This window comes from Seonamhaeicola sp. ML3 (assembly GCF_023273855.1).
In the GTDB taxonomy this organism is placed as follows: domain Bacteria; phylum Bacteroidota; class Bacteroidia; order Flavobacteriales; family Flavobacteriaceae; genus Seonamhaeicola.
Map to the genome: position 1 here is coordinate 3,416,941 of NZ_CP096884.1, position 21,443 is coordinate 3,438,383.

General features: G+C 34.3%; 21 protein-coding genes. 13 read left to right on the forward strand and 8 right to left on the reverse strand.

What is annotated here, in order from left to right; all coding sequences use genetic code 11:
* Positions 1–3: 3 nt before the first annotated feature.
* From M0214_RS15025 to ychF, 3 genes are all read right to left on the reverse strand, one after another.
* Complete coding sequence (locus M0214_RS15025; RefSeq protein ID WP_248723378.1) at positions 4–1,860, reverse strand: DNA topoisomerase IV subunit B; 1,857 nt, start codon at positions 1,858–1,860, stop codon at positions 4–6.
* A 108-nt stretch (positions 1,861–1,968) separates the two neighbouring features.
* The gene (locus tag M0214_RS15030; protein ID WP_248723379.1) at positions 1,969–2,883 is read right to left on the reverse strand and encodes a DMT family transporter; all 915 of its coding nucleotides are present in this window, start codon (positions 2,881–2,883) and stop codon (positions 1,969–1,971) included.
* 301 nt (positions 2,884–3,184) lie between these two features.
* Positions 3,185–4,279, reverse strand: coding sequence for a redox-regulated ATPase YchF (ychF, locus tag M0214_RS15035; RefSeq protein WP_248723380.1), 1,095 nt, complete (start codon positions 4,277–4,279; stop codon positions 3,185–3,187).
* 308 nt (positions 4,280–4,587) lie between these two features.
* Between ychF and M0214_RS15040 the strand changes: the two genes are divergently transcribed.
* Positions 4,588–4,983, forward strand: a complete 396-nt coding sequence (locus M0214_RS15040) for a hypothetical protein (protein ID WP_248723381.1) — start codon at positions 4,588–4,590, stop codon at positions 4,981–4,983.
* 113 nt (positions 4,984–5,096) lie between these two features.
* Here the strand turns inward: M0214_RS15040 and M0214_RS15045 are convergent, their stop codons facing one another.
* Positions 5,097–5,450, reverse strand: coding sequence for a 4Fe-4S dicluster domain-containing protein (locus M0214_RS15045; protein WP_248724978.1), 354 nt, complete (start codon positions 5,448–5,450; stop codon positions 5,097–5,099).
* A gap of 76 nt (positions 5,451–5,526) precedes the next feature.
* Between M0214_RS15045 and M0214_RS15050 the strand changes: the two genes are divergently transcribed.
* The 9 genes from M0214_RS15050 to M0214_RS15090 all read left to right on the forward strand — a co-directional run bounded on the left by M0214_RS15050 (position 5,527) and on the right by M0214_RS15090 (position 14,035).
* Positions 5,527–6,585 (forward strand): acyl-CoA reductase, encoded by a 1,059-nt coding sequence (locus tag M0214_RS15050; protein ID WP_248723382.1) that lies wholly within the window; start codon positions 5,527–5,529, stop codon positions 6,583–6,585.
* Between the two features lie 77 nt (positions 6,586–6,662).
* Positions 6,663–7,727, forward strand: coding sequence for a 3-phosphoserine/phosphohydroxythreonine transaminase (gene serC, locus M0214_RS15055; protein WP_248723383.1), 1,065 nt, complete (start codon positions 6,663–6,665; stop codon positions 7,725–7,727).
* A 133-nt stretch (positions 7,728–7,860) separates the two neighbouring features.
* Complete coding sequence (locus tag M0214_RS15060) at positions 7,861–8,811, forward strand: D-2-hydroxyacid dehydrogenase (protein WP_248723384.1); 951 nt, start codon at positions 7,861–7,863, stop codon at positions 8,809–8,811.
* Between the two features lie 107 nt (positions 8,812–8,918).
* The gene (locus M0214_RS15065; protein WP_248723385.1) at positions 8,919–9,557 is read left to right on the forward strand and encodes a DUF937 domain-containing protein; all 639 of its coding nucleotides are present in this window, start codon (positions 8,919–8,921) and stop codon (positions 9,555–9,557) included.
* Between the two features lie 228 nt (positions 9,558–9,785).
* The gene (locus M0214_RS15070) at positions 9,786–10,226 is read left to right on the forward strand and encodes a DUF6146 family protein (RefSeq protein WP_248723386.1); all 441 of its coding nucleotides are present in this window, start codon (positions 9,786–9,788) and stop codon (positions 10,224–10,226) included.
* A 42-nt stretch (positions 10,227–10,268) separates the two neighbouring features.
* On the forward strand, positions 10,269–10,574 hold the full coding sequence (locus M0214_RS15075) for a DUF6787 family protein (protein WP_248723387.1): 306 nt from the start codon (positions 10,269–10,271) through the stop codon (positions 10,572–10,574).
* Between the two features lie 56 nt (positions 10,575–10,630).
* Positions 10,631–10,984 carry a hypothetical protein gene (locus M0214_RS15080; RefSeq protein ID WP_248723388.1) on the forward strand — a complete coding sequence of 118 codons (354 nt, stop codon included), beginning with the start codon at positions 10,631–10,633 and terminating at the stop codon, positions 10,982–10,984.
* 50 nt (positions 10,985–11,034) lie between these two features.
* Positions 11,035–13,437 carry a TonB-dependent receptor domain-containing protein gene (locus M0214_RS15085; RefSeq protein ID WP_248723389.1) on the forward strand — a complete coding sequence of 801 codons (2,403 nt, stop codon included), beginning with the start codon at positions 11,035–11,037 and terminating at the stop codon, positions 13,435–13,437.
* A 22-nt stretch (positions 13,438–13,459) separates the two neighbouring features.
* Positions 13,460–14,035 carry a hypothetical protein gene (locus tag M0214_RS15090; RefSeq protein ID WP_248723390.1) on the forward strand — a complete coding sequence of 192 codons (576 nt, stop codon included), beginning with the start codon at positions 13,460–13,462 and terminating at the stop codon, positions 14,033–14,035.
* A gap of 27 nt (positions 14,036–14,062) precedes the next feature.
* Here the strand turns inward: M0214_RS15090 and M0214_RS15095 are convergent, their stop codons facing one another.
* Positions 14,063–14,353 carry a hypothetical protein gene (locus M0214_RS15095; RefSeq protein WP_248723391.1) on the reverse strand — a complete coding sequence of 97 codons (291 nt, stop codon included), beginning with the start codon at positions 14,351–14,353 and terminating at the stop codon, positions 14,063–14,065.
* Between the two features lie 198 nt (positions 14,354–14,551).
* Here M0214_RS15095 and M0214_RS15100 point away from each other — a divergent pair, with 198 nt between their 5' ends.
* Positions 14,552–15,214: an ABC transporter ATP-binding protein gene (locus M0214_RS15100; protein ID WP_248723392.1), complete on the forward strand. Its 663-nt coding sequence runs from the start codon at positions 14,552–14,554 to the stop codon at positions 15,212–15,214.
* Between the two features lie 85 nt (positions 15,215–15,299).
* On the opposite strand, the gene M0214_RS15105 is transcribed toward M0214_RS15100, so the two are convergent.
* Together M0214_RS15105 and M0214_RS15110 are read right to left on the reverse strand one after the other, a co-directional pair.
* Positions 15,300–16,118, reverse strand: coding sequence for a hypothetical protein (locus M0214_RS15105; RefSeq protein WP_248723393.1), 819 nt, complete (start codon positions 16,116–16,118; stop codon positions 15,300–15,302).
* 168 nt (positions 16,119–16,286) lie between these two features.
* The gene (locus M0214_RS15110) at positions 16,287–17,462 is read right to left on the reverse strand and encodes an MFS transporter (RefSeq protein ID WP_248723394.1); all 1,176 of its coding nucleotides are present in this window, start codon (positions 17,460–17,462) and stop codon (positions 16,287–16,289) included.
* Between the two features lie 90 nt (positions 17,463–17,552).
* Between M0214_RS15110 and M0214_RS15115 the strand changes: the two genes are divergently transcribed.
* Entirely contained in the window at positions 17,553–18,317 is a 765-nt protein-coding gene (locus M0214_RS15115) for a TIGR02757 family protein (RefSeq protein ID WP_248724979.1), read from the forward strand.
* A 125-nt stretch (positions 18,318–18,442) separates the two neighbouring features.
* Here the strand turns inward: M0214_RS15115 and M0214_RS15120 are convergent, their stop codons facing one another.
* Positions 18,443–20,344, reverse strand: coding sequence for a peptidase M61 (locus tag M0214_RS15120; protein WP_371873512.1), 1,902 nt, complete (start codon positions 20,342–20,344; stop codon positions 18,443–18,445).
* An 87-nt stretch (positions 20,345–20,431) separates the two neighbouring features.
* On the opposite strand from M0214_RS15120, the gene M0214_RS15125 reads away from it, so the two are divergent.
* Positions 20,432–21,439: a glycosyltransferase family 2 protein gene (locus M0214_RS15125; RefSeq protein WP_248723395.1), complete on the forward strand. Its 1,008-nt coding sequence runs from the start codon at positions 20,432–20,434 to the stop codon at positions 21,437–21,439.
* Positions 21,440–21,443: the final 4 nt, after the last annotated feature.

The window sequence follows — 21,443 nt, forward strand, 5'->3', positions numbered from 1 at the left end:
TATTTATTTTTCTTCAATTAAATCCATTTCTACTTTCAAGTTCTCGATAATAAACTCTTGTCTGGTCGGGGTATTTTTCCCCATGTAGAAAGATAGTAGCTCATCTATCGACATATTATCATCTAACATTACAGGATCTAAACGAATATCATCTCCTATAAAATGCTTGAATTCATTAGGTGATATTTCACCCAAACCTTTAAATCTGGTTATTTCTGGTTTTGGCTTCAATTTTTCAATGGCATTTACCCGTTCTTCTTCTGTGTAACAGTAAATGGTCTCTTTTTTATTCCGTACCCTAAACAAGGGTGTTTGTAAAATATATAAGTGCCCTTCTTTAATTACTTCTGGGAAGAACTGTAAAAAGAATGTAATTAACAATAAGCGTATGTGCATACCATCTACATCGGCATCGGTAGCGATTACCACATTGTTATAGCGCAAATCTTCGAGTGATTCTTCAATATTCAATGCGGCTTGAAGCAAATTGAATTCTTCGTTTTCATAAACAATCTTCTTGGTAAGACCATAACAATTTAAAGGCTTTCCTTTTAAACTGAACACCGCTTGCGTGTTCACATCGCGTGACTTGGTGATACTACCAGATGCCGAATCACCCTCTGTAATAAACAAAGTCGTTTCTAGATTTCGCTCGTTTTTAGTATCGCCAAAATGCACACGGCAATCGCGCAATTTCTTGTTGTGAAGACTAGCTTTTTTTGCTCTATCTCTTGCCAATTTTCTAATTCCTGATAACTCTTTGCGCTCGCGCTCAGCTTGAAGAATTTTTTTCTGGATTTTTTCAGCAGTATCAGGGTTTTTGTGAAGGTAATTATCCAGTTTGGTTTTTACAAAATCGTTAATATAGGTCCTAACCGTTGGGTAATCCCCTCCCATATCTGTTGAACCTAATTTGGTCTTAGTCTGACTTTCAAAAACAGGCTCCATAACTTTAATAGCAATGGCTGCTATTATTGACTTTCTAATATCAGAGGCATCATAGTTTTTCCCGTAATACTCTCTTATAGTCTTTACCACAGCCTCTCTAAACGCATTTAAATGCGTTCCTCCTTGAGTCGTATTTTGTCCGTTAACAAAAGAATGATACTCTTCGCTGTACTGGGTTTTACTATGCGTTATGGCAACCTCGATATCATCGCCTCTTAAGTGAACAATTGGATAAAGCAAATCATTCTCATTGGTACTTTCAGACAATAAGTCCTTCAATCCGTTTTCACTAAAGTACTTTTCTCCATTAAAAACTATGGTTAACCCTGGATTAAGGTATACATAGTTTTTTAGCATTTTAACTATGTATTCACTTCGGTATTTGTAATTCTTGAAAATAGTTTCATCGGGTACAAAGGATACTTTTGTACCCTTTCTTCTAGAGGTGTCGTCTAACATTTCTTTATTTGTCAACTCGCCTTTTTCGAACTCAGCAGAAGCTGATTTTCCATCTCTAGTAGATTCTACCCTAAAATAATTGGAAAGTGCATTTACCGCCTTAGTACCAACGCCATTTAATCCCACCGATTTTTTGAATGCTTTGGTATCGTACTTTCCACCGGTATTCATTTTAGACACCACATCGACCACTTTACCCAAAGGAATACCACGGCCATAATCTCTTACTATCACTTTATTGCCTTGAATGGAGATGTCTATGGTTTTACCAGCTCCCATGACAAACTCATCAATGGAATTATCTAATACCTCTTTCAGTAAAATGTAAATACCATCATCTGGAGAAGAGCCATCACCCAACTTACCAATATACATTCCGGGACGCATACGAATATGCTCTTTCCAGTCTAACGAACGTATATTATCTTCGGTGTAGTTGGATTGTACTGCCATAAAAAAGTGGGATTTCGTGATTGCTTGCTAATATAACACAACGTCTTAAAAAATAAAACCCTCACCAGACAAAGTAATTAACAATAAAAGCCCTGTTTTGTTGAGAACCTAAGCCTTGGTTCCCTTGTTGCTTTTCATGGAAACAACCAATATTCCTGATATAACAATCAAAGCACCTAACAACTGTAAAAGAGTTAACTTTTCACTTAAAAAAATTGCTGCTAAAATTATTGTGGATATTGGCCCAAATCCTGCAATTACCGCAAAGTTCGAAGAATTTATCATTTTAATGGAAGCCGACACCAAATAAGACGGGATTACGGTGGCAAAAATGGCTATTAGAAAACCTAACACATAAACTTCTGTGGGAAGATTAAATATATCTGCCTGGTTTGTAATGAGGTAGTGTAAAAAAACACATAAACAAGACACTAACATCGCATACGATGTAAATTTCACCACTCCAAATTTGGGAATTAGCCAACCGCTACCAGATAAGTAAGCAGCATAGGTAACTGCACTTAAAACGATAAAGAAACCACCCAAATAAATATCACTCCCCGAAATGGAAACCTCATCACCAAACGCAATTATAATACCAATATATGTTAGTAAAATAGCACCAACTTGTACCTTGTTTATGGTCTGTTTAAGAAACACCTTGTTAATTAAAAGCACTATTGTTGGATATATAAAAAGGATGATACGTTCTAAACTTGCCTTTATATAGGTAAGCCCTACAAAATCGAAGAAACTCGACAAATAATAGCCAATAACACCAAATATAACTACCCAAATGTAATCTCTGCCAGTAATTTTATCACTATTGCCTTTATTTCTTGACAAAAAGGCAACTACCAAATAGAATGGAAAAGAAAAAGCCATGCGAAGAAGTAAAACACTAATGGGGTCAACATCATGCCTGTAGGCCAATTTAACCATTACTGCTTTTGAGGAAAACAGTACTATGCCTAGGATACCGATAGCAATTCCAACGATAAATTTACGGGTAGATTTTTGCATTTAGCGAATGTAAACCATACCCGTATTTTGTTGTAACACTTTAATGAGTAAATTACGATGTTCAAATACCCAGTTAGCAGTAGATAATGTTGTGATTTCGGTTGGAACTTATTGTCCTTGCAAAGGAGGTACGACTGTGTCAATCTCTAAATCAAAAAAGACTCTGACGTCGCTCTTCCAGCCCCTAGAGTGACAGAAAGCACCCTATCGTATTACTCATAAAAGTCCTTATTATATATAACGCTTAATCTGGGCACTTCTAAACTAACAGAAGGTCATTTTCGAAAATATTACCAAATAATTATACATTAAACAGGAAGTGCATAACATCACCGTCTGCAACAATATAGTTTTTGCCTTCCACACGCATTTTACCGGCTTCTTTAACCTTAGCTTCACTACCCAAAGACACATAGTCGTTATAAGCAATAACTTCTGCTCTAATAAAACCTTTTTCAAAATCGGTATGAATAACTCCGGCGGCCTGAGGAGCTGTTGCGCCTACATCTACCGTCCATGCGCGAACTTCTTTCTGTCCTGCTGTAAAATAAGTTTGTTGATTTAGTAACTTGTAAGCCGCTCGAATCAGTTTAGAAGAACCTGGTTCATCAAGTCCAACATCCTCCAAAAACATTTGGCGCTCTTCGTAATCATCTAATTCATTGATATCTGCTTCAGTACCTACTGCTAAAACTAAAACCTCGGCATTCTCATCTTTAACAGCTTCCTTAACTTGCTCAACATAATCATTACCAGAAACGGCAGCACTTTCATCTACATTACAAACATACATTACAGGTTTATCTGTTATGAACTGCAATGGTTTCACGTACTCCAAGTAATCTTCTTCACTAAACTCTAAAGCCCTAACCGATGTTCCAGATTCCAATCCGCTTTTAATCTTTACTAAAACAGCTTCTTCAGCCTGTGCTTCTTTATTTCCTGTTTTAGCAGCTCTTTTAACCTTATCCAGTTTCTTTTCAGCAGTCTCTAAATCCTTTAACTGAAGCTCCATATCTATGGTTTCCTTGTCTCTAATAGGATCAACACTGCCGTCTACATGTACAATATTATCATTATTAAAACAACGTAGTACATGAAGAATAGCATCGGTTTCTCTGATATTAGCCAAGAACTGATTTCCCAGACCTTCACCTTTACTGGCGCCTTTAACCAAGCCCGCTATGTCTACTATTTCTACAGTCGCTGGGATAACTTTTTCTGGATTTACCAAACTCTCTAGCTTTTCCAATCTAGGGTCCGGCACATTTACCACACCTATATTCGGCTCAATAGTACAAAACGGAAAGTTTGCACTTTGTGCTTTTGCATTAGACAAACAATTAAATAAGGTTGATTTCCCAACATTTGGCAATCCTACAATTCCTGCTTTCATAAGCCTATCCCTAACCCTTTCCGAAAGAAAGGGAACATATTTACGGGTAAAATTAAATTAAACATTATTCGAAAAACTTTAACTTCTGTATCCTTAAAAGTTAAAATTTGATTTTGCGAGCCTGCCTTGCGGCGGGCAGGTGCAAATGTAACTAATTAGATCATTAGTTTAAAAATTGTTCTGCCATTTTAAAATCTGGATACATAACGAATCCTTATGATTCCGATTAAAAAGTTTAATATACTTTATATATTATTAATATGTGAAATTCGTAATTTTATAATAGATAAATTAAAAAAATGAAAATTATGAAAAAGATAACTGCAACATTCGCAATTTTAACTATTTCTCTTGGTGTGTTTTCTGCAAACGCACAAGATAATGCTGTTTCACAACATGATGATTTTCACCAAGAAATTATCAAGGACATGCCATCTCTAGATTTCTTTGGAGAACATAAGTTTCGTCTACCACAACTAGAGTCACCTATCGCTATGACAACCCAAGGGACCGCGATGTTACAAACTGACGATTTTCGTGAAAGTTTACTTAAAGACATGCCTTCACTCGATTTCTTTGGTGAATACAAATTTATAGTACAAGAAGACCCTAAAATAAAATTTAGCAAGAAAGAACAGGCTACTAAAAATGATGAAAATAAAGATTATGAACTTCTAGAGGATATGCCTTCCTTGAATTTTTAAAGATTATACAAGAGTCTTCTTTTAAGTGTTAATAAATTGAATTAGTTAAACACAAAGTAAAAAAGCCCGAGTAATTAATTACTCGGGCTTTTTGATTATGTATGAGAGTACTTTTAATCCTCAGGATGCATAAAGCGCTGTTTGGCCAAAAGCTCTTCCTCTGTTTCTACATGGTCATCATCTGGCACACAACAATCTACAGGACAAACTGCCGCACATTGAGGCTCTTCATGAAAACCTTTACATTCTGTACATTTATCCGGAACAATATAGTAAAGTTCATCGCTTATAGGCTCTTGAGCTTCATCAGCATCAACTTCATTTCCGTTTGTTAATACTACAGTACCTTCTAGACTGGTACCGTCTTTGTAACGCCAATCGTCGGCGCCTTCATAAATTGCAGTATTAGGGCATTCTGGTTCACATGCCCCACAATTTATACATTCGTCTGTTATTATAATCGCCATACCGTTTTTTCTCTTGAGTTTGCTTAAATTTGCAGTTGCAAAAATAACGCCAAAACCTATCAAAACCAAATTAAGCATGCAATTACAATCAAGAATTAATGCTTTTGTAAAATTAGGTGATTTTTTAAGCCAATTTTCTAATGAAGTTATCACTAAAGACGATAAAATTGAATTTAATGATTTATTCTTTGATGGTTTCAAACATCAACTCAAATTAGCCAAAGAACACAATGGCTGGTTCACAAAAGAGAACATACAATTTTCATTAAAAAATTGGTCAGAGGCTTTAACTGAAGTCAATCTGAAAAAATGGTTAAAACCTTATACCATAAAGAGTACAAACTCCAAATTAGTTGCCATTATCATGGCAGGAAATATTCCTTTGGTTGGATTCCATGATTTCTTATCGGTATTAATCTCAGGACACAGTGTTTTGGTCAAACAATCTTCAAACGATAAACAAATACTTCCCTTTTTAGCAAAGTATATAGAATATGTAGAACCAACATTTAAAGGAAAAATAACCTTTACCGAAGACAAGCTAGAAGGTTTTGATGCCGTTATAGCCACAGGAAGCAATAACACTGCGCGTTACTTTGAATACTACTTTAAAGGTAAACCATCCATAATAAGAAATAACAGGAATTCTGTAGCCATTTTAACGGGAAGAGAAACTAAGAACGATTTAGTAAAATTGTCTAATGACATCTTTCAATACTACGGATTAGGCTGTAGAAGTGTTTCCAAACTTTTTGTTCCGAAGGGTTATGATTTTAATGATTTTTTTGAAGCTGTATACCATTGGCATCCCATCATCGATAGTGCAAAATATGCCAATAACTACGACTATAATAAAGCAGTGTATTTAATGAGTGAATTCGATATGCTTGAAAATGGATTTTTAATGATTAAGGAAGATTCTAGTTATGCGTCACCAATAGCAACAGTATTTTTCGAATATTACGAAAACATTAATCTTCTCAAGGAAAAACTAAACACCGATTCCAAGCAAATACAATGTGTCGTTTCAAAGGGCATATATGAAAACGAAGTCGCTTTTGGAGCCACCCAAAAACCCCAACTTTGGGATTATGCCGATAGTGTTGATTCTGTTGAATTTTTATTATCAATTTAATGAAAAAATTATTGATTTTTTTGCAAATTTTCGTGAATTAATCACCAACTTTGCATCTTTAAATTTTACCACACACAATGAAAAAACATAACTTTAGCGCCGGACCAAGTATTTTACCTCCAGAAGTTCTATTAAAAGCCTCTCAAGGGGTTGTTGATTTAGACAACAGTGGCTTATCTGTTCTTGAAATATCACACAGAAGCAAAGCCTTTGTTGATATTATGGAGAACGCAAGAGCTTTAGCTTTAGAGCTTTTAGGTTTAGAAGGTAAAGGTTACAAAGCCTTATTTTTGCAAGGTGGAGCCAGTACACAATTCTTAATGGTTGCCTTAAACCTTTTAGAAAAAAGAGCTGGTTATTTAAACTCGGGGTCTTGGGCTGCCAAAGCGATTAAAGAAGCGAAAATCTACGATGATATTTACGAAGTAGGTTCGTCTAAAGATGCTAACTATAATTACATTCCTAAAGGGTTTGAAATTCCTGAGGATTACGATTATTTCCATTGTACTTCCAACAATACGATTTATGGAACTCAAATGAAAGAATTCCCTAACTCACCCATACCTGTAGCGTGCGATATGAGTAGTGACATTTTTTCTAGAAGTTTAGACTACACAAAGTTTGATATTATTTATGCCGGTGCCCAGAAAAACATGGGACCTGCAGGTACCACATTAGTTGTTGTAAAAGAAGATGTTTTAGGTAAAGTATCGCGTAAAATACCATCTATGATGGATTATAAAGTACACATAGACAAAGGTAGTATGTTTAATACGCCTCCTGTTTTTGCTGTTTACACGTCTATGTTAACTATGGAGTGGCTAAAGGAAAAAGGTGGTATAGCTGCTATTGAAAAGGAAAACGAAAAGAAAGCACGCTTAATGTACTCTGAGATAGATTTAAATCCACTATTTAAAGGCTTTGCTGCTAAAGCAGACCGTTCTACTATGAATGCTACGTTTACTTTAGAAAACGAAAACCTAAAAGAAACTTTTGACACTATGTTAAAAGAAGCTGGTATTAGTGCCGTTAACGGACACAGAAGTGTTGGTGGATACAGAGCCTCTATGTACAATGCCTTACCAATAGAAAGTGTACAAGCTCTTGTAGAAGTAATGAGCGAATTAGAAAGAAAAGCATAATAAGTTTTCTGTAGTTAATTGCAATATTCACTATGCAATTGCTTACTCAAAACTATAAAAAACATAATTTAATATTTAAGTTGAATGTGTCAAGCTGATGAACTTTTAACTTATAACTTTTTAACTCAAAGAAATGAAAGTATTAGCAAATGACGGGATTTCACAAAGTGGAATTGATGCATTAGAAAAAGCAGGTTACTCGGTTAGTACGACTACCGTGGCTCAAGAACAGTTAATAAACTACATCAACGAAAATGATATTAGTGTTTTGTTGGTTCGTAGTGCAACTACGGTTAGAAAAGATTTAATCGACGCTTGTCCTGGCTTAAAAGTAATTGGTCGTGGTGGTGTTGGTATGGATAACATCGATGTAGAATACGCTAGAGAGCAAGGTAAACATGTGATTAACACACCTGCAGCTTCATCGCACTCTGTGGCAGAGTTGGTTTTCGGCCACTTGTATGGCTTAGCGCGTTTTTTACATAATGCCAATAGAGAAATGCCTTTAGAAGGCGACAGCAACTTCAAAGGTTTAAAGAAAGCCTATGCAAAAGGAACAGAACTTAAAGGGAAAACTTTAGGGGTTTTAGGTTTTGGACGTATTGGTCAAGCCACAGCAAAAGTAGCTCTAGGAGCCGGTATGAAAGTAGTTGCTTTCGACCCATTTTTAGAAAAAGCCGATTTAGAACTAGAATTCTTTGATGGACAAAAAGTAAATTTTGAAATTGAAACTATCTCCAAAGAAGATGTTTTAAAACAAGCAGACTTCTTAACATTGCACGTACCCGCTCAAAAAGAGTATGTTATCGATGAAGCAGAGTTCAACCAAATGAAAGATGGTGTTATTTTAGCTAATGCCGCCCGTGGTGGTGTGGTTAACGAAGTAGCGCTAGTTAAGGCTATTGAAAGTGGTAAAGTGGCAAGAGCAGCACTTGATGTTTTTGAAAAAGAACCTAAGCCAGAGATTCAATTATTAATGAATCCGTCACTATCATTAACACCGCATACGGGAGCAGCTACAAACGAAGCTCAAGATAGAATTGGAACTGAATTAGCGTCACAAATCATAGACATACTGAGTTAATAGTTTTTTAATGTGACCTAAACACAATATTTGAGTCCTAACTTTAAAGTTGGGACTTTTTTTGTACCTTCAAAATCCATTTTTAATTAAAAACATATTAAAATATCATGTCTGGAATTTTAGATTTATTAAACAGTGACCTAGGAAAAACCATAATTAGCGGTGTAGCCGGTCAAACCAATCAGCCTCAAAACAAAACACAAGATGTACTTACCATGGCATTGCCTGTTTTAATGCAGGCCATGAAACGTAATGCCTCTACACCTCAGGGAGCCGAGGGCTTACTTGGTGCTTTGAGTGGAAAACACGACGGTAGCATCCTAGATAATTTAGGTGGTCTTTTTGGAGGTGGTGTAGATAATAATGTTCTTGACGACGGTAGTAAAATCCTTGGACACGTTTTAGGTAACAAGCAACAAAATGTAACAAACGCCCTAGGAGCAAAATCTGGAATGGATGCTAGCTCTGTAGCACAAATTTTAAAAGTTGCCGCACCTATTCTAATGGGGCTTTTAGGAAAGCAGTCCCGCCAACAAAATGTTACTAACCAAAGTGGCATTGAAGGTCTTTTAGGCGGACTCCTTAGAGGCAATTCTCCTCAACAAGAACAAAGTTTCTTAGAATCTATATTAGATGCCGATGGTGATGGTAGTGTTATTGACGATGTTGCTGGAATGGTTCTTGGCGGTAATAAAAAGAAAGGTGGTCTGGGAGGCTTACTAGGTGGGCTTTTTGGAGGTAAGTAAATCTAATACAACTTCATACAAGTGCTGAAAAAGGATAAGATGAATCTTATTCTTTTTCAGCACTTTTTTATTAGAATGAACCTAAAAAACAGAAGGTTACGAAATTTTTTCAGTAAATTTAGATTAGTGATTTTACTATTCACTCAACGAAAGAGATGCTTTGCTCAATGACACTTTTAACAAAGACCTTGTTGTCGTAGTTTTGAAACTCTAATTTGAAACTGTATTATGAAAAATTTAATCTACTTACTTGTTGTTGGTGTTATTGTCTTTAATTGTAATTCCCAAAAGCAAATAGCTACTACCAAAAACAGCGATATCGAAACAAATAATAAAGTTAGTGATACTGTTAAGATAGCGAATGAAAAACTTGAATATGAAATCATTATCATAGACCCTGGTTTCTCCATTTGGCTAAATTCTACTGCTAGACAGGAAGGTTTTTATTCACAAAAATTCATGGAAAACAGAAATAACATTTATGTTATAGAATGGAACCAAAGAGTATTGCAACCTAACCGGTTTAACCCAAACTTATATGAACTTCAAATAAATTACGACCAGAATATTGACTATGGTTATGAAGTAAATTATAAACTCTACAATTATTTTATTTACTTTCAGTTAAAATATAAGCAAAGATTAGGTCCTTTTAACGTAAGAATTTAGTAATTTCAATGTATTTCATTAATTTTGCAGCAAATTATTGCTGTGAACAAGTTAAAAGAACGGTGGGGTATTAATTCTAATTGGCAAATTATTGTGATTTTCATAGTCTTTGCCATTACAGGTTCTACTGCTTCATACATTGGAAAACCCATACTTAATTATTTAAATATTACTTCGGAAGGATTAGGTACTTTTGGGTATTGGTTTTTACGCATTCTCTTGCTGTTCATAGTTTATCAGTTTTTGTTAGTAGGTTTTGGTTGGTTGTTTGGCCAGCATAAATTTTTCTGGGCATTTGAAAAGAAAATGTTGCACAGGCTAAGACTTATTAAGAATAAATATGAATAAATAATTACTTTAGAGGCTATTTGTAATAATATAGCATATCTTTGCATGAATATTTAATGAAGGTAAATTTCAAAAAAATATCATCTGTCATTCTTTTAACATTATTGACCACAAGTAATGTTATAGGTATTCACGCTTTCTTTCATGATCAAGGGTTTGAAACAAATCATTCTTTCAATAACCAAAACGAGCATGATAATGAAAACGAAGAAGACACTCCTTGTGATATTTGTATATTAGCCTTCAATATTAATAGTTTAGACTATAACACTTCTTTAGAGTTTGTCTACAAAAACTCTATCAGTACTCAACAGATTACTAATTCAAAAGCATTAGGCTATGTTGAGCTATTCCTTAACCAAAACTTTATAAGTAAAAATAGGAATAAGGCCCCTCCTACTCTAGTTTAATACTTCAAGAACAACAAGGAAATAAATTAGCAATCAAGATATTTCATAACATGAAAAATATCTTTCTAATCTTATTTCTACTAATAACTAGTTTTATTTACAGCCAAGATTGCAAAAGCATTCTCATTGGAAACGTTACTGATTTTCATGACAATGCGCCTTTAGAAAATGCCACGATAAAACTTATTGGTACAGATAAGATTACCATATCAGATAAGCAAGGGAAATTTACATTTAGAGACCTTTGTAACGATATTTACAAAATAGAAGTGTCGCATTTAGGTTGTGAAACTACAGTTTTCACATTAGAGATTAATGGAGACACTTTTAAAGCAGTAAGTCTGGAACATCATATTGAAGAACTCGATGCTGTTGCTGTAAAATCTAAAGGGTCTAAAAAGGTTACATCCACTGCTCAAGAAACCGTTATTAAATCGAGTACCCTGAATAAATACTCGAATTTGAGTTTAGGAGATGCACTTAAAGAAATACCAGGGGTAACTTCTTTAAATACTGGCAGCTCCATTGTTAAACCAATAATAAATGGTTTACATAGTAGTAGAGTGCTTATTCTAAATAATAGTGTTAGACTACAAGATCAAGAATGGGGTGTTGAACATGCCCCTAATATCGATATAAACAGTGCCAATCAAATTTCCGTTATCAAAGGTTCAGGAGCACTTGCATATGGTGGTGACGCTATTGGAGGTGTAGTTTTAGTTAATCCCGGGAGAATTCTTAGAAAGGATACGTTATACGGACGAACTATTTCAGGGGCTCAAACCAATGGGAAAGGTTACAATTTCTCTTCTGTTTTGAATAAAAATTATAAATCTGGATGGTTTGCACAAATACAAGGTTCCTACAAAAGGAACGGTGATTTTAAAACACCCGACTATATACTCACTAACACAGGCCTCCAATCTAAGGGATTCTCAGCAAGGTTTGGGAAAAATAAGTTAGAGTCAGGTTTTGAAGCATATTATAGCTATTTAGACAACGAAATTGGAATTCTAAGATCGGCCCATATTGGGAATATCAAGAGTTTAGCTAGCTCAATAAATGCTCCTGTACCGCTATTTATAGAAGATTTCAGTTACAATATTAACTCACCAAAACAAGAAGTGACACATCATTTGCTTAAAGCGTCCTATTACAAACGTATTAGAAATTTTGGTAAAATAGATTTTCAATATGATTACCAAAACAATCATAGGTTAGAATTTGATATTCGACGAGGGGACAGAAGTACGAAACCCGCTATAGATCTTGAGTTAAAAACACATACTATATCTATTAGTGCTAAAAAGGATAATAATTTAGACCGTAAATACAACTTTGGTTTTTTAGCTAGGTATCAAAACAATTTTGCAAACCCTGATACTGGAGTAAGACGCCTAATTCCAGATTACGACAAATACGATTTTGGGTTCTACGCTACAACGATTTGGAAAATAAATGATAATCTAATTACAGATGCTGGATTTAGATATGATTTCAGTAAAATAGATGCTTTAAAATTTTATAGAACATCTGCTTGGGAAAGTAGAGGTTACAACTTACTTTTTCCTGACCTTGTAATTGAAACTCTAAGAAATCAAGTATTAACAAATCCTTCTTTAGATTTCCATAATATATCTGGAGCTATTGGGCTAAAATATAATTTTGATGATAATCAGTTCATTTTAGGAAACTATACACTCTCTGGAAGACCCCCAAATGTATCTGAATTGTTTAGTGATGGTCTTCATCATTCAGCTGCCAGAATCGAAATAGGAGACCTTCGAATTGATAGCGAACGTTCTCATAGGGTTTCGGGGACCTATGGCTACACTAACTCCAAATTCACTTTTCAAATTGAGACATTCTTTAATAGAATAAACAATTTCATTTATATCGTGCCTAGCCCCGTAGGAATAATTCCTTTAATAAGAGGCCCGTTCCCTGTTTGGGATTATATACAGACGGATGCAAGATTTTTTGGAGCTGATATGACCATGAGTTATCAATTCAATTCTTATTGGAGTACCAATCATAAATCATCATTTATAAAAGGGTATGATTTAAAATCAGATTTGCCATTAATAGACGTTCCCCCATTTAATACATCGAATAGTCTTACCTATTCGAATTCAAATTGGAAAAATTTTACAGCAAGTATCCAATCAGAATGGGTATTTGAACAAAACGAATTTCCAAATGAATTTAATTTCACTGTTCCAATCGCTAATGAAGACGATATCAATGTTGACCTTGGACCTCCACCTGCATATCATTTAATGCATTTTCAAAGTGAAATAACATTTCCTGTATCAAAAAAAACAAGTTTGAATATACGATTAAGAATAGATAACATCTTTAATGAAAGCTATAGAAATTATCTAAATCGATTACGGTTTTTTACTGACGAACTAGGCAGAAACTTCAACCTACAAATACAATTCAATTATTAATATAAATTTTAAACACATAACTATGAAAACTATCAAATTTTATGCTATGACAATTATGGCAATTGCCATGCTTGCTTCGTGTTCAAATGATGACGATACACCTGAACCAGTTGAAGAAGAAGAAGCTATCACAAAACTTGTATTAACATTTACTAATCAAGCCGATGCAAATGATACAATTGTATTAACTTGGAATGACACTAACCAAGATGAAATAATCGACTCTAGTGAAAAAACTGTTACTGGTGAATTCAATACAAGTGCTGTATATAGTGCTGAAATTGGCCTATTTAATGAAGATGAAGATTTTCTAGATGAAGATATATTAGCAGACCAGGCTGGAATTGATGCGCATTTCTTTACTTATGCAACAACTCTAGATTTTACTATGACCAGAGCTAGCGACGATAATACCAGAACAGATAATAACAAACTTGGTGTAAAAACAGTTTGGACTGCTGGAACTAGTACTGGAACAGGAAGTATTACAATTAAATTATACCATGAGTCTCCTAGTGTTAGTGATAGTGACGGATTTGGAACTGCCGCCGGTGATGATACCGATATTGAAATTTCTTTCGACGTTACAATATCCTAGTATATTTTTTTTTATTATTTATACTAATTAATTGGATTTGACTTTAATGGTAATAGGTTCTTGATTATCCTTCTTATTAAACACATAGGTTAAAAACCACATAATGGTGAAGGAGGGAATAAAATCTAACCCAGGAACGATTTCTTCAATAAACGAAACTGCACCTGCTATTTTTCCTTTGTTACCATTGTACATTCTCGTCATGATATAAGCTGAAATGGGCGCCCAGAAAAGGTCTATAAATGTTATCATTCCAATAACGTCCAATAATATACTTAAGACTAACTTTTTTCTTCTACTTAAATTCTCTAATTTCATAATAACTTAATTACAATACTAATATTACAAAAAATATACCAAAGTTTTTTATTTACTTCTAATTGAAATCTTTAAAGCAATGTACACTAGGAACAGGTTCAACTAATTAATATTGAGTAAGTACTATAATCAACTCAGGTATATAATTCTTGTGCCTTATGCCATAAAGTAGTATTTTCATTGCATAGAATACAACAGATGATTCAAGCTAAAAACATCCATAAATACTACAACGACCTCCATGTACTAAAAGGTGTTGATGTCTCCATTAAAAAAGGAGAAATAGTCGCTATTGTTGGTGCCTCTGGGGCAGGTAAAACAACACTGTTACAAATTTTAGGCACTTTAGATAATGCTTCACAAAAGCAAGATTACGAATTGAGTATTAACAATACGAACTTAAAATCATTATCAGATAAAGCTCTTGCAAAATTTAGGAACGAACATATCGGTTTTATTTTTCAGTTTCATCAATTATTACCTGAATTTTCAGCAGTAGAAAACGTGTGCTTACCAGCATTTATTAAAGGAACTAAAAGAGAAGTCGCTGAGAAAAGAGCCAAAGAACTTCTAGACTTTTTAGGATTATCCAACAGATATAATCATAAACCAAGTGAACTCTCTGGTGGAGAACAACAACGCGTTGCTGTTGCTAGAGCACTAATTAATGAACCTGATTTAATTTTTGCTGATGAACCCTCTGGAAATTTAGATAGTGAATCTGCTGAAAACCTTCATCAACTTTTCTTTAAACTCCGTGATGAATTTGGACAAACTTTTGTAATTGTTACCCATAATGAAGAGCTGGCCAATATGGCTGATCGTAAGCTAGTGATGAAGGACGGAAACGTAATAATCTAATTAAGCTTCTTTTCTTGTAAGTAAGTTTTATACATACTATCTTAAAAAACTTAATTCAGATAATATCCCAAAATCTTCAAATCCTTTAGAATGTACTTGTCACACCCAGTATGGTGGTAGTCCGATTATTATGGTTGATTTCAAAACCAGTAAAGCCACCTATTACCAAATTTACAATCCCAGATCTTACAGCCCTGGGTAGTAAGACATAATGCAATGGTTCATCGAAGGTTAATGAATATGAGGTACCATCAGAAAAGAACCCAGATTGAATGGCGTCAATTATATACTCATCATCCCAAATATTAAACGGAGTTTGAGAACCAACAATCCACGTTCTGGTAGACGCTTCTTCAAAAGTAATATTTAAGCCATCTGAATGAGAAATAACTCCGTTATTGACCTCAACATCAAACTCTATAAAACCATTTTCATTTTCACCAAAATTCTGCACGATTTGAGTTCCCTCCACTCTAAAATTATCATGGAAGTAGTTACTAAAGGTCGTTGTATGCACACTTCCCTGTTCCCAAAACCATCCAGTGGATACTATACGAATAACTCCCCTGCGAAAAACCCCATCTCGACCTACTGTTCCAGAAGGACCAAAATCTACAGTTATTGTTTTAGGAAAAGTTTCCAAATCTGAAGGTTCTATGGAAACTGAAACATCAATTTTGCTAGTATTAGTTTTTCCAGTTAATGAATTTTCTGCATTTAAAATTATATCTCCTTTTATATTAACAAGATCTTGAAAAATTTGATTAGCTAAGTTGTATTCATTAAAACTTTCTAAGTAAAAAGTTCTGGCCTCATCACTTGGACCTGAATCGTTTAATGGTGTCTCGTCTTTTTGACATGATACAGATAGAACAATGAGTGCTAGGGCAATTATTTTTCTCATAATTATTGGGTTTTCAATCTACTATAACGTATTTAAGTTGCTTTTAATTGTAGAAAAGTAGATTCTTTTTTCTCTTTCTTAAAGACAAATGTACTAAATTATAGACGATTACTAAATCTATTTCACAGAAAAGCACCAGTGATAAGCGGGTAAATTATAGCTCTCGCACTAGTTGGAAGATCGGTTTAATTCAATCAATCCTAATATTGGTCCTAATGCTAATACTATAAACAAATATTTAATGTCGATTATAGATTCCAAACCATTCAAAATCTGAATACTTACTATAGTAATCGCAAATCCCACTGAGTTCACTATAGTTAATGCCGTTCCCTTTACTTCTGCTTGTACATTTTGTGCTACTAATGTGGAAAATAATGGGGAATCTGCGATAACGGTCATACCCCAAACTAAGACAAAAATAATCCCTAAAGCATGAGTCCCCAAGTAAAAAAACAAAGGAGAAAGCAAACAGCAAGAACAAGATATTAAGAGTGCTGTTTTAGCTACTTTTTTAACCGTAAACCTTTGAGACAAATATCCAGACAATATGCAACCAAATGCACCTATGCCAATTATAAAAAAACTTAGAAGAGATACGTCTATAGTCTCAATTTGATGAAAACTTAGATAAGCCTTTAAAACCAAAGGTAAAAAAGCCCAAAATGCATACAGCTCCCACATATGACCAAAATAACCAAATGCGGCAGACCTAAAGCTAGACTTTTTAAAAACTTTATAAACCATGGAGAAATTGAACTTTAAAGCAGGTTTTCTATAAGGGCCGTCCTTTACCAGACCTAGAATTAAGAGCCCTCCTAAAATTGCCAGGCTAGACGTAACATAAATTACAAAACGCCAAGAGGGAAACTCCCCAATACTTTTTAATAAGTGGGGCAAAGCAGTTCCCAAAACCAAAGCACCAACTAGAAATCCTAATGACTTCCCTAAGCCTTTTTCAAAATAATCGGCTGCTATTTTCATACCAACTGGATAAATTCCTGCCAAAAAGAAACCTGTAAAAAAACGAAAAACCAATAATGAAGCAAAGGAGTTAAAACTTAGGACCATAAAAATATTAAACCCTGCACTCAATAATGCACTAAAAAAGAACACCTTTGATGGTGAAAACCTATCTGTAATACTATATAAGGCAAAAATAAAGGTACCTAGAATAAAACCTAGTTGAACCGCCGAGGTTAAATATCCCAATGCATTTTGGTTTAAATCAAAACTTGTAATTATTGAACCCATTACACCATTACCGGCAAACCACAACGAAGTACAACAAAATTGAGAAAACACAATAATAGGGAGTATCCACTTTATTTTTACGCGAATCATTAATTGGTTGAGTTTAGTAATGCTGTAGTCTCTTTTTCATTTAGCTAATTACAGTTATTTTAGCCAAATATGAATAAAACGAGTAAAAAAATCTCAAAATTAGAGCTAAAAGCCTTTTTAGATGCTAAAGTAGAACAGTATAACAACCCTGGATTTATTGAGAGTGACCCCATACAGATACCGCATCTATTTTCTAAAAAAGAAGACATTGAGATTTCTGGTTTTCTTACCGCGACTATTGCTTGGGGTAACCGAAAAAGTATCATCAAAAATGCTAAGCGTTTAATGCATATGTTAGACGATGCACCTTTCGATTTCGTTTTAAATCATCAAGAAAGGGATTTAGAAAAACTGGAATCTTTTGTACATAGAACCTTTAACGGTGATGATTGTATTCAATTTATTAAATCATTAAAGCACATATACAACCATCATTCTGGTTTAGAAGCTTTATTTTTTAAAAATGCCGAAAAAGAGTCTTTACAAAAATCAATATCTAAATTCAAGGAAGTATTCTTCGAAATTAATCATTTGGCCAGAACCAAAAAACACGTAAGTGATCCACTAAAAAATTCTGCGGCTAAACGAATAAATATGTTTTTAAGATGGATGGTTAGACAAGATAATACGAATGTTGACTTTGGAATATGGAATAGCCTATCACCGAGTCAATTATCTTGTCCTTTAGATGTGCATTCCGGTAATGTTGCTAGAAAACTAGGTTTACTAAAAAGGAAGCAAAATGATGCTAAAGCATTAAATGAGCTGGATAAGAATTTACGGAAATTAGACCCCGTAGACCCTGTAAAATACGATTTCGCATTATTTGGACTTGGTGTTTTTGAGGGATTCTGATGGCCTAGCCTTACTAACAACTGATTACTTGACTACATACTGAAACAAGTTCAGCATTACAAAAAAACGATTGATAAACCAAGGTCTATCAATCGTAATTCGTAAATCCAGTATCGTAAATACAATTATCCTTTCAACCAAGCATTTCTTATTTTCTTCTGCATTTCGGTTGCGTCTTGTATTTCTAAAATAGCTTCCCCGTTGGTGTAAGGTTGAGTTGTCGTTGTTTTTATAACGATTTCCTCCCCCTCACGTTCTAGTACAACTTCAATATCTTTTCCTGGTTTCCATAAAAATACCTCCTGTAAAACTTGATTGGCATTTTGTAAAGTAACTGTTGTTCCATCAATGGACTTAATAACATCATTAGCTTGAACACCTTGTTCTTTCCAAAAACTAATCTCTAATGCAGATTCAGTAAAAAATATAGTTCCTTTTTGCCCATCTCCACTTACTATCGGAGCGCCGTTAAGCAATATGAAATTTGCGTTTATTTTTCCTTCACCAATTTCTAATCCTACTTTTTCAAAAAACAAATTATAATTAATCGGCAGGTCGCCCACAACATGGGTTTGTAAAAACTCGCCAACTGAAGGATACGTCATTTCAACTATTTCATCGATTAGTGTGTCATCTTCAAATGGTTTGTTTTTTCCATACCTGTTCGACAACTCTTTCATTAAAGACAGTATACCTCGGTTACCATCACTCTCTTCTCGTAATATAATATCGATACACATCCCAATTAAAGCACCCTTTAGATAAACATTTATATACTCATCCTTGTAAGGTTCCTTTAATACGTTTTCACTCATAATAGTGAAACTCATGGCATCGTTGTAGTTTTTAGAACGTTGTATTTTGGTCATAATATCGTTGTAGAATTCAGTTTCATCAACTAAACCCTGATCAACTTGAAATAGTGTAGCAAAATATTCTGTGACGCCCTCATACATCCACAAATGTTTTGAAAATGTAGGATTGTTGTAATCAAAATAATGTACATCTTCAGAGTGTACACTTAATGGCGTAACGATATGAAAGAACTCATGAGAAACCACATCAATCATACTCTCGGCAAGTGCCTCCTCACTGCTGGACTCTGGCAAAACCACTACAGTAGAAGTATGATGCTCTAAAGCTCCAAATCCTTTGGGCGAATCTTCTTTGCCTTCAGATAAATACAAATAAATATCGTAACGAGGTGTAGTATTTATATCTCCTAGGTAATTCTTTTGTGCTTCCATCATTGTATAGATGGTCTCTTTTAAAGATTTAGCCGAATGAACCTTGTTAGGAGAGTATACGCTCAAAACAATTTTTATATCGCCAACTTGAAATTCTTCTACATCTAAATTTCCATACATCATGGGGTTATCGGTAATATCAAAATATCGAGTAGCAAAATAACTAGTAGTTACACTTTTACCATCTTCACTTGTTGACGTATTGACCGTTTGTAACGCAGAAGTCCTAATAAAATCAACAGGAGCAGTTACATCCAATTTATATTGATTGTTCTTTAATGAGTCAAAATAGCCAATAAAACCGTGTAGATTTAAAACGTAGTTTACTGGTTCTATATTGGTTCCGGCCGGTGAAAATGGTTGTTCCTTACCTATACCACCTTCAGTTTCCATATCGTAAGTATCATTAACCAAATAGGTAATTTTATCCAAATCACCTGCATTAGCAATAGACCAAGAATTCTCATCCAGCTTTATAACTTCCATTTGCTCTCCTTTATAATTTATGGCCTTGAAATCCTCAATATATTTTCCAAAGTTGCTTATGGAGTATGTCCCTTGAATAACCTTGGGCAATCTGTATGTAACAGAGTCTTGATTAAATCTTCCTGGATTAATTGTTACTGGAGCCTTATCATTTTCAATTTGCGATAAATTAATTGTAGCTGTTATTGGTAAGTTAATTGCTAAATCGGCGGATGATTTCTTTGAAGCACCACATCCAACAACAACAATACTAAGAATTAATACAGCAAAAATTTTGTTGATCATTGATTTCATTTCTAGTTTTTTTTAAAGACCCGCAAAATACCACTATGTTACGGTTACCGTTCTTAAGGTTTTGTTAAAAGATAGTATATTCGCCGCATGCAGGAACGGTTAATAAGCATATTAACACCTTTTAAAAACACCGAAGCTTATCTTGGTGAATGTATAGATTCCATCTTGAACCAAACGTATTCTAATTGGGAATTACTAATTATTGATGACCATTCTACAGACAATAGTTATCAAGTCGTTGAAAAATACGCCAAAGCTGACAACAGAATTAAATTATTTAAAAATGAGGGAGAAGGCATCATTTCGGCACTTCAGCTAGCCTTTAAAAATAGTTCTGGAAAATTTATCACCAGAATGGATAGTGACGATATTATGCTACCTGATAAATTAGATATTTTAGCCAGTAATCTAATCGCTTACGGAAAAAAATATGTATCTGTTGGCTTGGTAGAATATTTTAGTGAACATGGCGTTGGTGAAGGATATAAAAGTTATGAAACTTGGTTAAATGACTTGACCAAAGAAGGAAGCAATTATGATGAAATCTATAAAGAATGTGTAATCCCCTCCCCTTGTTGGATGATTCACAGAGAAGATTTAATCGCTTGTGATGCTTTTAATCCAATTATCTATCCCGAAGATTACGATCTTACCTTTAGGTTTTACAAACATGATTTCAAGTGTATACCATGCGATTCCATAATCCATAAATGGCGGGATTATAGCACCAGAACTTCCAGAACACATGTGCATTATGCCCAAAATCATTTTACCAGCTTAAAAGTATTTCATTACTTAGATATTGATTATGATAAGACTAAAACACCCGTTGTTTGGGGCGCTGGAACCAAGGGGAAACTCATGGCTAAAATTTTTATAGAACGTGATATACCATTTAAGTGGATTTGCGACAACCCCTATAAAATAGGAAAAGACATCTACGGTAAAAAACTATTAAGTTTTGAAGCACTGGCTAGTATTGAAAACTCCCAAAGTTTAATTACAGTCGCTAATAAGGCGGCTCAAAAACAGATTAAAACATATTTAACAAGTCTTAACTTAAAACCAGTTACCGATTATATTTTCTTTTGTTGAAAAT

What these genes read in the sequence shown, in the direction of transcription:
- M0214_RS15110 (WP_248723394.1), bottom strand. Translation starts at nt 17,462, where the DNA reads ATGATTCGCGTAAAAATAAAGTGGATACTCCCTATTATTGTGTTTTCT.
- M0214_RS15090 (WP_248723390.1), top strand. Translation starts at nt 13,460, where the DNA reads ATGAAAACTATCAAATTTTATGCTATGACAATTATGGCAATTGCCATG.
- M0214_RS15105 (WP_248723393.1), bottom strand. Translation starts at nt 16,118, where the DNA reads ATGAGAAAAATAATTGCCCTAGCACTCATTGTTCTATCTGTATCATGT.
- M0214_RS15060 (WP_248723384.1), top strand. Translation starts at nt 7,861, where the DNA reads ATGAAAGTATTAGCAAATGACGGGATTTCACAAAGTGGAATTGATGCA.
- M0214_RS15095 (WP_248723391.1), bottom strand. Translation starts at nt 14,353, where the DNA reads ATGAAATTAGAGAATTTAAGTAGAAGAAAAAAGTTAGTCTTAAGTATA.
- M0214_RS15025 (WP_248723378.1), bottom strand. Translation starts at nt 1,860, where the DNA reads ATGGCAGTACAATCCAACTACACCGAAGATAATATACGTTCGTTAGAC.
- M0214_RS15070 (WP_248723386.1), top strand. Translation starts at nt 9,786, where the DNA reads ATGAAAAATTTAATCTACTTACTTGTTGTTGGTGTTATTGTCTTTAAT.
- M0214_RS15065 (WP_248723385.1), top strand. Translation starts at nt 8,919, where the DNA reads ATGTCTGGAATTTTAGATTTATTAAACAGTGACCTAGGAAAAACCATA.
- M0214_RS15040 (WP_248723381.1), top strand. Translation starts at nt 4,588, where the DNA reads ATGAAAAAGATAACTGCAACATTCGCAATTTTAACTATTTCTCTTGGT.
- M0214_RS15085 (WP_248723389.1), top strand. Translation starts at nt 11,035, where the DNA reads ATGAAAAATATCTTTCTAATCTTATTTCTACTAATAACTAGTTTTATT.
- M0214_RS15045 (WP_248724978.1), bottom strand. Translation starts at nt 5,450, where the DNA reads ATGGCGATTATAATAACAGACGAATGTATAAATTGTGGGGCATGTGAA.
- M0214_RS15050 (WP_248723382.1), top strand. Translation starts at nt 5,527, where the DNA reads ATGCAATTACAATCAAGAATTAATGCTTTTGTAAAATTAGGTGATTTT.
- serC (WP_248723383.1), top strand. Translation starts at nt 6,663, where the DNA reads ATGAAAAAACATAACTTTAGCGCCGGACCAAGTATTTTACCTCCAGAA.
- M0214_RS15120 (WP_371873512.1), bottom strand. Translation starts at nt 20,344, where the DNA reads ATGAAATCAATGATCAACAAAATTTTTGCTGTATTAATTCTTAGTATT.
- M0214_RS15080 (WP_248723388.1), top strand. Translation starts at nt 10,631, where the DNA reads ATGAAGGTAAATTTCAAAAAAATATCATCTGTCATTCTTTTAACATTA.
- M0214_RS15030 (WP_248723379.1), bottom strand. Translation starts at nt 2,883, where the DNA reads ATGCAAAAATCTACCCGTAAATTTATCGTTGGAATTGCTATCGGTATC.
- M0214_RS15125 (WP_248723395.1), top strand. Translation starts at nt 20,432, where the DNA reads ATGCAGGAACGGTTAATAAGCATATTAACACCTTTTAAAAACACCGAA.
- ychF (WP_248723380.1), bottom strand. Translation starts at nt 4,279, where the DNA reads ATGAAAGCAGGAATTGTAGGATTGCCAAATGTTGGGAAATCAACCTTA.
- M0214_RS15100 (WP_248723392.1), top strand. Translation starts at nt 14,552, where the DNA reads ATGATTCAAGCTAAAAACATCCATAAATACTACAACGACCTCCATGTA.